This window comes from Caballeronia udeis (assembly GCF_044909315.1).
Lineage (GTDB): Bacteria > Pseudomonadota > Gammaproteobacteria > Burkholderiales > Burkholderiaceae > Caballeronia > Caballeronia udeis_A.
In genome coordinates this window covers 77,706-88,909 of record NZ_JBIYEB010000024.1, presented here as the reverse complement: position 1 = coordinate 88,909, position 11,204 = coordinate 77,706, and the positions used below count along the sequence as shown (strand labels likewise).

At 60.0% G+C, this 11,204-nt stretch carries 13 protein-coding genes; 6 read left to right on the top strand and 7 right to left on the bottom strand.

What is annotated here, in order from left to right:
- Nucleotides 1-66: 66 nt before the first annotated feature.
- Nucleotides 67-1,875, bottom strand: coding sequence for a potassium-transporting ATPase subunit KdpA (kdpA, locus tag ABH944_RS31365; protein ID WP_404611120.1), 1,809 nt, complete (start codon nucleotides 1,873-1,875; stop codon nucleotides 67-69).
- Nucleotides 1,872-1,967, bottom strand: coding sequence for a potassium-transporting ATPase subunit F (locus tag ABH944_RS31360; protein WP_035566418.1), 96 nt, complete (start codon nucleotides 1,965-1,967; stop codon nucleotides 1,872-1,874). The genes kdpA and ABH944_RS31360 overlap by 4 nt, the downstream gene beginning before the upstream one ends.
- Nucleotides 1,968-2,691: 724 nt before the next feature.
- Here ABH944_RS31360 and ABH944_RS31355 point away from each other — a divergent pair.
- The 3 genes from ABH944_RS31355 to ABH944_RS31345 all read left to right on the top strand — a co-directional run bounded on the left by ABH944_RS31355 (nucleotide 2,692) and on the right by ABH944_RS31345 (nucleotide 4,486).
- Nucleotides 2,692-3,072: a DUF2946 domain-containing protein gene (locus ABH944_RS31355; RefSeq protein WP_404611121.1), complete on the top strand. Its 381-nt coding sequence runs from the start codon at nucleotides 2,692-2,694 to the stop codon at nucleotides 3,070-3,072.
- Between the two features lie 116 nt (nucleotides 3,073-3,188).
- Complete coding sequence (locus tag ABH944_RS31350) at nucleotides 3,189-4,112, top strand: hypothetical protein (protein WP_404611122.1); 924 nt, start codon at nucleotides 3,189-3,191, stop codon at nucleotides 4,110-4,112.
- Between the two features lie 11 nt (nucleotides 4,113-4,123).
- Nucleotides 4,124-4,486, top strand: a complete 363-nt coding sequence (locus tag ABH944_RS31345; protein ID WP_404611123.1) for a copper resistance CopC family protein — start codon at nucleotides 4,124-4,126, stop codon at nucleotides 4,484-4,486.
- 62 nt (nucleotides 4,487-4,548) lie between these two features.
- Here ABH944_RS31345 and ABH944_RS31340 read toward each other — a convergent pair whose 3' ends face one another.
- The 3 genes from ABH944_RS31340 to ABH944_RS31330 form a co-directional block, all read right to left on the bottom strand.
- Nucleotides 4,549-5,349 (bottom strand): class I SAM-dependent methyltransferase, encoded by an 801-nt coding sequence (locus tag ABH944_RS31340; protein WP_404611124.1) that lies wholly within the window; start codon nucleotides 5,347-5,349, stop codon nucleotides 4,549-4,551.
- A gap of 65 nt (nucleotides 5,350-5,414) precedes the next feature.
- Nucleotides 5,415-6,263, bottom strand: coding sequence for a helix-turn-helix transcriptional regulator (locus ABH944_RS31335; protein WP_404611125.1), 849 nt, complete (start codon nucleotides 6,261-6,263; stop codon nucleotides 5,415-5,417).
- 171 nt (nucleotides 6,264-6,434) lie between these two features.
- Nucleotides 6,435-6,887: a MarR family winged helix-turn-helix transcriptional regulator gene (locus ABH944_RS31330; RefSeq protein WP_404611126.1), complete on the bottom strand. Its 453-nt coding sequence runs from the start codon at nucleotides 6,885-6,887 to the stop codon at nucleotides 6,435-6,437.
- 33 nt (nucleotides 6,888-6,920) lie between these two features.
- Between ABH944_RS31330 and ABH944_RS31325 the strand changes: the two genes are divergently transcribed.
- Entirely contained in the window at nucleotides 6,921-7,286 is a 366-nt protein-coding gene (locus tag ABH944_RS31325; RefSeq protein ID WP_404611127.1) for a hypothetical protein, read from the top strand.
- Nucleotides 7,287-7,343: 57 nt separating this feature from the next.
- Here ABH944_RS31325 and ABH944_RS31320 read toward each other — a convergent pair whose 3' ends face one another.
- A complete protein-coding gene (locus tag ABH944_RS31320) occupies nucleotides 7,344-7,745 on the bottom strand; it encodes a GNAT family N-acetyltransferase (RefSeq protein WP_404611128.1) in 402 nt (133 codons plus the stop codon).
- 278 nt (nucleotides 7,746-8,023) lie between these two features.
- Between ABH944_RS31320 and ABH944_RS31315 the strand changes: the two genes are divergently transcribed.
- Complete coding sequence (locus tag ABH944_RS31315) at nucleotides 8,024-9,223, top strand: cytochrome P450 (protein WP_404611129.1); 1,200 nt, start codon at nucleotides 8,024-8,026, stop codon at nucleotides 9,221-9,223.
- 61 nt (nucleotides 9,224-9,284) lie between these two features.
- On the opposite strand, the gene ABH944_RS31310 is transcribed toward ABH944_RS31315, so the two are convergent.
- Nucleotides 9,285-10,175: a LysR family transcriptional regulator gene (locus tag ABH944_RS31310; RefSeq protein WP_404611130.1), complete on the bottom strand. Its 891-nt coding sequence runs from the start codon at nucleotides 10,173-10,175 to the stop codon at nucleotides 9,285-9,287.
- Nucleotides 10,176-10,408: 233 nt separating this feature from the next.
- Between ABH944_RS31310 and ABH944_RS31305 the strand changes: the two genes are divergently transcribed.
- Nucleotides 10,409-11,155, top strand: a complete 747-nt coding sequence (locus tag ABH944_RS31305) for an SDR family NAD(P)-dependent oxidoreductase (RefSeq protein WP_404611131.1) — start codon at nucleotides 10,409-10,411, stop codon at nucleotides 11,153-11,155.
- Nucleotides 11,156-11,204: the final 49 nt, after the last annotated feature.

Here is an 11,204-nt window from a genome sequence, read left to right as displayed (position 1 = left end):
CTTGTTCGGCGTTTTCACTGGCGGTTTGACAATTGTGTTCATACTTTCCTCTGTATCAGTGACCGCTTATTTGCCCGAGAGCATCATCAGATGCTCGACCACGGGACCCAGCGCAAGCGCGGGTACATACGTCAGTGCGCCCACCAGCACGACTGTGCCGAGCAGCAACACGACGAACAGCGGACCGTGGGTCGGCAAGCTGCCGGCCGTGGTGGCAATACGCTTTTTAGCGGCAAGCGCACCGGCAATGGCCAGCACCGGAATGATCGAACCAAAGCGGCCAAACCACATGGCAATGCCGGTCGAGATGTTGTAGAACGGCGTGCTGACCGTGAGGCCCGCAAACGCGCTGCCGTTGTTGTTCGCGGCAGAGCTATAGGCGTAGAGAATCTCGGAGAATCCGTGCGGCCCGGGGTTGGCTATGCCCGCTGTGCCCGCGTCCGTCAGCACGCCAATCGACGCACCGAGCAGGACCAGGAACGGCGTCAGCAACACGACGATCGCCACCATCTTCATCTCGTACGACTCGATCTTCTTGCCGATGTATTCAGGCGTGCGGCCGATCATCAGGCCGGCGACGAACACCGCGAGCATGGCGAAGACGAGCATCCCGTATAAGCCGGACCCCACGCCGCCGAAGATCACTTCACCCAGCTGGATCAACAACAGCGGTACGAAGCCGCCCATAGGCGTCAGCGAGTCATGCGCGTTGTTCACAGCACCGCACGATGCAGCCGTGGTGGCGACCGTGAAGATGCCCGACTGCGCAATACCAAAGCGTGTTTCCTTGCCTTCGGTGTTGCCGCCTGACTGCATCGCGGATGCGCTTTGATCGACATGCAGCGACGTGAACAGCGGATTGCCGGCCTGCTCGAACGAGATCTCACCCCAGCACGCGATGCCGAATGCAATCGTCATGGCAGCGAGGATTGCGTAGCCCTGCCGCTTGTCGCCCACCATGCGTCCGAACACCACGCACAACGCCGCCGGAATGACGAGCATCGCAATCATCTGGACGAAGTTGGAGAACGGCGTCGGGTTTTCGTACGGATGCGCGGAGTTGGCGTTAAAGAACCCGCCGCCATTCGTGCCGAGCATCTTGATGGCTTCTTGCGAGGCAACCGGGCCCATGGCGATCGTCTGCTTCTCGGCCTTGTTGTCCACCATCACCGGATTGCCCTTGGCATCCTTGACCGCATTGCCCTGCGCGTCCGTCTTCGGCGTCTGGTAGGTCGTCACTTGCAGCGTGGCGACATCCTGGTACGCCTGGAAGTTCTGGATCGCGCCCTGGCTCACGAACACCAGCGCAATGACCGTCGCAATCGGCGCAAGGATGTACAGCGTGATGCGCGTGATGTCGACCCAGAAGTTGCCGATGGTCGTTGCGGTATGACGTGCGAAGCCGCGGATCAGCGCGACGACAACAGCAATGCCGGTCGCGGCCGAAAAGAAGTTCTGCACGGTCAGGCCGACCATCTGCGACAGGTAGCTTGCAGTCGACTCAGGCGTGTAGTCTTGCCAGTTCGTGTTGGTCACGAAGCTGACTGCCGTGTTGAACGCGGCGTCGGGGGTCATGGGACCGAAAGCCTGCGGGTTGGACGGCAGCCACTGTTGCAAGCGCATGAATCCGAACACGACGAGTACGCCGAGTGCGTTGAACGCCAGCACGGCGAATGCGTAGTGCTTCCACGACATTTCGGACTTTTCGTCCACGCCTGCTAGCTTGTACAGCAGCGCTTCAACCGGGCGGCCGATGCGTCGCACAACGACTGACGAGCCGTCGAGCACGGAGGTCATGTACCGGCCGAGCGGAATCGCAAGCGCGATCAGCACGACGATATAAAGACCCATTTGAAATGTGGTATTGGCGTTCATTCCAGATCCTCCGCACGCAATAGTGCGTACACGAGGTACACGAACAAGAGCAGAGTCGAAGCGCCTGCCAGTAACAGCATCCAGGTGGTCATGGGCGACCTCCCGGAGCGCGACGCAATTTGTCGCAACCGATGGTCAGGGCCGCGCACAATGCCCAGAAGGCGATGATGCCGGCGATATATAGCAGGTCCATTGTTTTGATCTCCCGTAGCGGATTTGGACGTGCTGAAGGTTAGTTGATCGCGCGTAAACGCCCGGACAAGAGAACTGGGGAGGATATAAATAAAGTGTAAAGACGCGAGGAAAGCCAGGTGCGGCGCCGTGTTCGGAAGGCTTGGGATTTATCCACGCGGGGAGCCGGGCGGAGCGGCCGGTGAGCAGCCGGCCCGGTGTGCCGCCTCGTCAAGCGAGGCGTTAGCGGGTAAGCCGCAACAGAGGGATAAGACTGGTGTGATAGCTAACGCGCGGAGGGAAGTGAGTTACCAAGGCCGTAGTCCGTCAAAAGGAAATATGCAAAGCGTCAATATGCGCGGCGCCCAGGACGCATCTTTCCTGCTTGACCGGAATCCGTGTCACGTCGAAAGCTTGAAAGGAAAAAGTAAAAATTTCTGACAGTTTCGGCGCTCCCTTAGCCTTCCCTTAGCCGCTAACATGCCTGCTGCTTTTCAGCGGCGTTGATGCTTCGCCCAAGCGTTTCAGTTGTTCGCAGACGGCTTAACCGGCCATCCCGCCAGACAAGAAAAAGGCCCAGGTTGCAGCCATGACGCGTGGCATAATCGGCCCCAATATCATCGACCGTCCGGTGCTCATCACAGCATGTTCCGCCGTCGCTTACTGAAGATCGGAAGTATCCTGGGATTGCTTGCAATCCTGATGACTTCGATCGCGCCGACGGTCTCGCACGCGCTAGCCTCGCATGACCGGCTGGGCCAGGCGCTCAGCACGTTTTGCTCCGCTGACCCGGCCTTCAGTGAAGCAGGCAACAGCGACTCCTCCTCGCATTCCGGTGCGCTGCACTGGCAGGCCTGCGCTTATTGCGGCCTGCTCGCCCACTTTCCTGTCCTGACCGGTTCAACGGTGGCCTTTGCCGCCGCCGTCTCGGTGACGGGTGCTCCGCTTCCCGTGATACGCGCAACCGTTCGCGCGTTGCCGCTTTTCATTGCCGCCCAGCCTCGCGCGCCTCCTGTCGTTTCCTGATCCATTTCGTGCCTATCGCTCGTGCCGCTGACAGACAGTGGCACAACGCCGTCGCGTGCCAAACGCGACGACGTTCAATAGCGCGCTCACAATGACCATGACAAAGGAAAAACACGATGCGTACGCTTCTCAAGCGGCACGTGGCGCCTGCGCGCGCCGCTCTTATGTGGGCGGCCGGCGCCGCCTGTCTTGCGGGTTCATCCGGCGCCTGGGCGCATGCGGTTGTCGGCGACCGGGTCTTCCCGGCGACGATGGCCGTAGACGATCCGGGTGTCGGCGATGAATTCGACTTCCAGTACGGCCACATTAAAAGCCCGACCGACGACGGCGACAACATGAACGTCAACACGGCCTCGTTCGAATGGGACAAGCTGATTACATCGAACCTGGTGTTCAGCATTGCGAGTGCCTACGTGACGCAGAACGCGCCCAACGGCGGCTCGGCGAAGGGCTTCGACAACGTCACGCTGGGCCTGAAGTATCTGGCGTACTCGAACCCTCAGCATGAGTTCATGGCCTCGGTAGGCGTGAACACGGAACTGGGTGGAACGGGCGCCCGCGCGATTGGCGATTCGTCCTCCACCATCACGCCGACGGTCTATTTCGGCAAGGGGTTCGGTGACCTTCCCGCCAGTCTCGGTTTCCTGAAACCATTCGCGATCACGGGTGAAATCGGACCGAACCTGACAACGTCGCGTTCGTCACCGAACTCGCTCGACTGGGGCACGACGATCCAGTACAGCATTCCGTATTTGCAGCAGCAGGTGAAAGACCTTGGTTTGCCACAGCCATTCGCCAACCTGATTCCGGTGGTCGAATTCCCGATGAACACCTGCACCGCCGGTCCGTGTTCCGGCCATACAACGGGAACCATCAATCCCGGTTTCATCTGGCTCAACCGCTATGGCCAGCTAGGGATAGAAGCGCAGATTCCGGTCAATCGCGCGACCGGCAGCCACGTCGGCATCCTGCTTCAGGCGCATCTGTATTTCGACGATATCTTCCCTAACTCTGTCGGCAAGCCGCTCTTCAATCCATGAAAATCCCTCTTATGAACTCCACCATCGTGCGCACGCTGATCGCTGCCGCCGCTCTTGCAAGTGCACCCCTTGCTCACGCGCATGCGTATCCGCAACATCAGGAGCCGGGCGCGGGCGCCACCGTATCGACTTCGCAAAAGGAAGTGGCGATTGAATTCGACGATGGACTCGAACCCGCGTTCAGTTCAATCACGGTCACCGATGCGCAGGGCAAACCGGTCACCAGCGCCAAGTCCGTGGTCGATCCGGTGGACAAGAAACACATGTCCGTCGCATTGAATGCATTGACGCCCGGCGTCTATTCGGTCGCCTGGATTGCAGTCGCCGACGACGGGCACCGCACGCAGGGGCATTACAGCTTCACGGTCAAGTAGGTACCCAGGCTGCCATCAAAGCACCAAACCCGGTGGCAGCCTTCCATTGCCCCCAACCGATTTCACCTCTTCCCCACGCCCTTAAAAAACGTGTAGCAAAACACGCCATCGTCCAGCGTGGTCCGATAAAGATCCATGATGCCTTTATCGAATTCTTCCAGTTTGATCAGGCCGGCCGATACCGCCGATGCGCGCACGCCCTCGATCATTGCGGTGAAGGTTTTCCGTGTGAATCCATCCACCAGATCGGGCCGGCTCGAGTCCGCGTAGACCATGCGCGGCGACACGCGGACCTGACTGAAACCGGCTGCGTTCATCAGCGGATATAACTGCCTGCCAATAAGCGCATTGCCGCCCGCCTGCTCTTGCAATGTGATTTGGCACTGAATGGCCGCGCGAGCCGCCGGGCGGTCCGGATGAAAATACGTCGAGCCGTGGTCCCCTTCTATGATCGTGATGGTGCCGCCCGGCTTGAGCAAGCGCTTGAGCCGCGCAAGCGCTTCCATTGGCTGCCCGAGATGTTCCAGCACGAAGCAGACAAAAACGTGATCGAAAGAACCGGCTTCGAATGGTAGCGAAAAGATATCGGCTTGCTGGAATGTGACGTTCGTCAGTCCCGCCGCGCGAGTCCTTTGCCGCGCGGCGTCAATGGACTCCGGGCGGATGTCGATAGAAGTAAATCGTGCATCCGGGCTGCGCGCAGCCAGCGTCACTGTCTGCGCGCCAACACCGCATCCCGCCTCCAGCACCGCGTGGCCGGCAGGATAAACGGTGTCGAAGTGCAGCAACCCGGTTAGCGTATGCGCCTGGTTGTTCAGGCGCTCGTTTTCGTCCGGGTGATAACCGTGTACATATGCATCCATGAATCCAGACATCCTTCTAGCAGGTGGTCCAGTGTCACGATTGAACCCAAGGCGCGTCTTGAACGTTATTGCAGCGCACGCACGGCCGCTTTCTGCCATGCACCGGGTGTGAATCCAAAGTAGCGGATAAAAAGCCGCGTCATGTGGCTTTGATCCGCGAAACCGCAAGACGCGGCCGCTTGCGCGAGGCTGAGCCCTTTGCGAATCAAACCTCGCGCGTGCTCGGCGCGCTGTTGCAGTAGCCACGCATGCGGCGGCACGCCATAAGTCTTTTCGAAGCGGCGCAGCACCTGGTATTTACTCAGGCCTGACATGACGGCCAGTTCTGTAAGCGTTGGCGGATCAAGGAGGTCATCGCCAAGCCGCTCGCGAACTCGTCTTACATCACCCCCAATCTCGCGGGCGGATGGCGTGGTGGAATGGACATTCAATAGAATCGCACAGGTCTGGACCAGGGATTCTTCACACGCAAGGACATGGGTACGGGTCGGCTGCTGTCCGGGGCTCCCGCATTCGACGCGACGAAACAATTCCCGCAGCGCGGCACGAAGTCTCTCGTCTTCTATGACAGGACGGGTAAGCGCTATATCCGGGGCAGCGCGAGACTGAGGGTCGCCGAGCATGGAAGCGATGACCCCAGGCTCCAGGTACACCATGCGCCAGCGACGCGACGTGCCGCCTAACGGACGGCCGTCATGCACTTCACCGGGATTGGTCGTAATCAGGTTGCCCGCGTAAGCCTCGACCTGCCCCAGTCCGCTAGCGGAGCTTTGCGCGCCGCTCTCCAGCAACCCGAGACCGAAGGTTGCGTGCCAGTGTTTGCCGTAGTGGCGAGCACTCTCAATGTCCGTGCAATAGACATCCGCCCAGGGCGAACCGAAAACCCGACAGCAGTGATCCGGAGTTGTCTTCATGTCCAAAAGACTACCGCAAGTTGCACGGCGCGTTGAAGCGGAAACACAAGCGCAAACACGCTGAACCGCTTGATAACGGCCACCAGTCCGATTCAAACCGGGTTTACCAGAAACGAACAGTTCAGTGATGCGGCCGAGGCGTGCACAGGTTGCCGTGCTCTTCGCCCACGCTCACCTCCCCGGTGGACGCACGGACAACTTGTCCAGAAGCCGGTGAAGCGTCTCCCGCTCGTCCTTTTCCAGGGAACCCAGCATAACGTCGTCGAGTTTCAGCGCGATCGCGGTCGCCTGTTGCAGCAATGCCGCGCCCTTCGGCGTGAGCTGGATCGCGTAGCGGCGACGGTCTGCCTCATCCGGCACGCGGATGATCGCACCGAGCGCCTCCAGGTCGTCGATCATCGGCACGATCGCGCTCGGCACCACATTCAATGCCTGGCCAAGCGCGAGCTGGGAGGTCATCGGCATGCTACGGATAGCCGCCAGCAGACCGCAATGCCTTGGCCGAAGCCCAAGCTTGCGCAATCGCTCTGCAAACTCCTCGGTCACGGCCTGCCCAAGCTTGCTGAGCATGTAACCGGCGGTATTGGTCAGGTGACTTGCTTGTTTCATGGAGGAATAGTACATTGGAGATATCATTCACTATGTGAACCATTCTCTATGAGAACCAAATCCCTCTTCTACCTTTGCGCGTCGGTCACCTGCCTGAACGCGCTGACCAGCGTAGGTTTTTCGCTCGCAATATTGATGGGCCAGCCGCTAATGGAGGCGGCCGCCATGTACGCTGTTGCGCGTAGCGTGCCGCTCGCCTTGGCGGCGCTGATCGCGACAGCCAGGCGTTCGCATAGCGGTATCGTGGTGCTGGGCTTGTTATTGGCGTTGATACAGGCGTGTGACGCGATCGTCGGATGGGTGTTGCATGATGCGGGCAAGACAATCGGACCGCTGGTGCTGGCAGTCCTGACCCTCGTGACGGTCATTATTTTCTTGCGCCGCGACCGGCTTGATACGCTGGAGGCCCGCTAGGCGAGTTTGCCGTGGCGCTTTGTTTAATACAGTCAATAAGGCCAGGCTGGCCGATACCTAAAGCGCAAGCGACAGCCGGGTCAGCGTGTCGACACGATGCCAGCCCGCCTTCTGCCAAAAAGCCATGGCAGATTCGTTATCGACAACAACATCCAGGTGCACCATTCCCAGATGGTGTTGCCGAAGACGTTCGAGGCACGTTCCGATCATCGCCCGGGCAAGACCCTGCCCGCGCAATTCCGGGGCAACCACGACATGCTGAAGAAATCCACGGCGGCCGTCGTGGCTGGCCAGGGCGCAGCCCACGAGCTCGCCGTCGTTGACAGCAACAACGCTCAGGCCGGGGTTTCTGGCAAGTAAGCGTTCAATCCCCTCGCGGCTATCGGTAACGGGGCGGATGTCGACACCCGGTGTGCTCTTCCAGAGTGCAACCACGGCCTCATAGTCGGCCAGCACCATTTCTCGAATCTGTGCGCCCATCATCATCCTGCAACGAACTATTTTAAAGGTTGAGCCGTACGGCTTGGCCGCGGGCCGGCCAGCATGCGGAATTTAGCAGGCTTACGCTACTACCTACACCTACGTTCAACATTCTATCTATCCGCCCTTCCATATTTCAACTACGCTCGCAGCAGCGAAAAGACTCAACGGAATAAACCTGCCCGGATACGTGTTCACACTGCGTAAGGCGCACGCCTGGCCTCCGTTCGCGGTCTTCCCACTTACCCATGGCTCCCATGAAATTCAGCGACCTGTCATCTCCTGCTTTCTTTGAAAACCCCTACCCCTTTTATGAACGGCTTCGCGCCGAGGGCGCACTGGTTCCGCTGGCGCCCAACATCGTGATAACCGGTCGCTATGCGGTAGTGGACGCGTTGCTGCGCGATCGGCGCATGGGGAAGACGTATCTGCCCAGCGTGGTCGCGCGATACGGTGAAAGCGGACCCGAGCAGCCGGTGTTCCAGGCGCTTAGCCGCATGTTCCTCATGACGAACCCGCCTGTGCACACGCGCCTGCGCAGTCTCCTCATGGCGGCTTTTAACGCGCGCCAGATCGACCTGCTTCGCGACGTGGCGCAAAGCACCGCGGATAGCCTGATCGACGCGCTCGAACCCGGCGCGAATTTCGACCTGGTCAGCGACTACGCGTTGCCCTTGCCGGTGAACGTCATCTGCCGGCTGCTCGATGTGCCTGTTGAAGATGGCGTCAAGCTCGGCTCGGCGGCAAGTCACTTCGGCAACGCACTGGAAGCAGCGCCCATGGACGCCGCGCACCTTGCTGCGGCGAACGAAGCAACGCTCGCATTGGGACGCTATTTCGCGAGGGTAGTCGAAGAACGGCGCACGAAACCAGGCAACGATCTCGTGTCCGCGCTGCTTCGCGCCGAGGAAGCCGGCGAGTCGCTCACCAATGACGAAATCATCTCGAACGTGCTTCTGCTGTTCGTGGCCGGGCATGAGACGACATCGAACATGCTGGGTAATGCACTGATAGCGCTGCACCGTCATCCAGAGCAACTTGCGTTGCTCAGGGGCGATACATCGCTCCTGCCCAAGGCGGTTGGAGAGTGCCTTCGATTCGACAGCTCGGTCCAGATGATCGTGCGTACGGCGTTTGAAGACCTGGAGGCGGCGGGCCACCCGATCGCGCGCGGCACAATGGTGTTCATGATGCTCGGTTCCGCGAATCGCGATCCGGATCAGTTCGAGAAGCCGGATGAACTGGACATCGGGCGTCCCGCGCTGGGCCGGTTGCTTTCGTTCGGCGCCGGCATTCATCATTGTCTGGGTGCACGGCTCGCGACACTGGAATTCGAAACAGGGCTAGGCGCCCTCATCTCCCGGCTGCCGGATCTGCGCATCACGAATCTCGACGCGCTGCAGTGGCGGCAGCGCAATACCCTGCGCGGAGTGGAATCGTTAAAGGCGCTCGGTTAGGCCCGATCGAACGCAAGGATCGACGGATTGTCAATCAAGACCGTGGCCAGGCGCACCAGGATCAAGCCGTCGCGCGCATCACCAGCTCGTCCGCTCTCGAGAGAAATAACTTCAGGATGGCGGAGGTGTTGGACCTGCTGTAGCCAATCACCAGGTCGATTGTCGGCGCCTCGCCCTCAAGCGGCCGGCTAACTACGGACCAGGGCAGCAGGTTGTTCGCATACTCCGGCATCAGCGCCAGCCCGCGCGTGGACGACACGAGCGACATGGCCATCGCCAGATTGTCGACGCCCTGTTCGGGCGTGATATTTACCCCGCTCTGCTGTAGATACCGGTCAATCACTTCATGCAGCACCTTCGCCTTGTTCGACGCCATGATGAAGGGCTCGCCCACGAAGTCCCCGGGACGGATCGCCGTTCGTTCGGTGAGCGGATGGTCGCTGGGCATCAGCGCAATCAGCTTTTCGCGGCTGACCACACGATAGTCCAGATCGAACCCCGGTTCGGCACGCAGGAACGCGAGATCGAGCCTGCCGCGTGCGAGCGCATCGGCAAGATCCGGCGAATAGTCGCTCGATACCGTCACGTCGATGCTAGGCAGTTCATCGCGCAGCACCTGCATGGCGCGCGGCAGCCAGGTCATCTCCTGACCGGTCAGGAAACCGAGCGCGAAGACCTGTTTTGCTGGTTGCACCGCACGACGCGCAGCCTCGATACCGGCGTCGACCTGTGTCAGCGCTAACCGCGCGTGATCAAGAAAAGCCTTGCCGGCCGCCGTCAACTCCACTCCACGCGCACCACGGTTGAACAGTTCCGCGCCGACCTCCTCTTCCAGATCACGGATCTGCCGGCTAAGCGAAGGTTGCGATGTGTGCAGGCGGCGCTCGGCCGCAACGGTAAGGCTACCGGTCTCCGCGACGGCGATGAAATACCGCAGATGTCGAAGCTCCATACGCTTCCTTCCGTTGAGTCATACCTGGCGGGCATGCCTGACAGGCATGCCCGCCAGCCTACAAAGTCTTTTTACTTTCCGCAATAGCCCTCTAGATTACGTACCAGACGATGGCGAAACGGCAATGGCAAGCGCCTCACTCCATATCTTTCATCTATATCGCAGAAAACCGCGGTTAGGCACGAAGCAATGAATTACCCGATTGTTTTCATCCAACTGACAGGAGCCTGATCATGACCAACCTCGCCGGAAAAACCGCGCTCGTGACAGGCGCTTCACGCGGCATCGGCCGGGCAAGTGCGCTTGCGCTGGCGAGCCAAGGTGCGCAAGTGCTGGTCCACTACAGCAGCGGAGAGAAGGCGGCCGACGCGGTGGTCGCAGAAATTCGCGCGGCCGGCGGCAATGCCCAGAAAGTGGCGGCCGATCTTCGCGACGCGGGCGGCCCGCATGCGCTCGCGAAACGCGTACGTGCGGTCATTGGCCATCGTCTGGATATCCTGGTGGCGAACGCCGGCGTTTCAAAAGCAGCAAGCATTGAAGAAACGACAGTAGAAGATTTCGACAACCTGTTTGCCGTGAACGTGCGCGCGCCCTATTTCCTCGTGCAGCAGTTGCTGCCGGTGATGTGCAAAGGCAGCAGCGTGGTCCTGCTTTCCTCTCTCGCGGCGCATGCCGCCGTGGGTACGCTCCCGGCATACGCGGCGACCAAGGGCGCGGTCGATACATTGGTCAAACACTTCGCCTCGGCACTCGGCGAACGTGGTATTCGCGTGAATGCGATAGCGCCCGGTGTAGTTGAAACCGACATGTCGGGCTTCATGAAGACTGACGCGGGACGCGAAGCCACGCTCGGTATGCAAGCACTGAAACGGGTCGCCCAACCAGACGACATTGGCAGCGCAGTCGCGTTTCTGGCATCGGATGCGGCGCGCTGGATTACCGGCGAAACGCTGCGTGTGGACGGTGGTTCGAAACTCTAGCCCGAACCTGTTTTCATTGTATGCGAAAAACTTGATTGATCAGGTATCC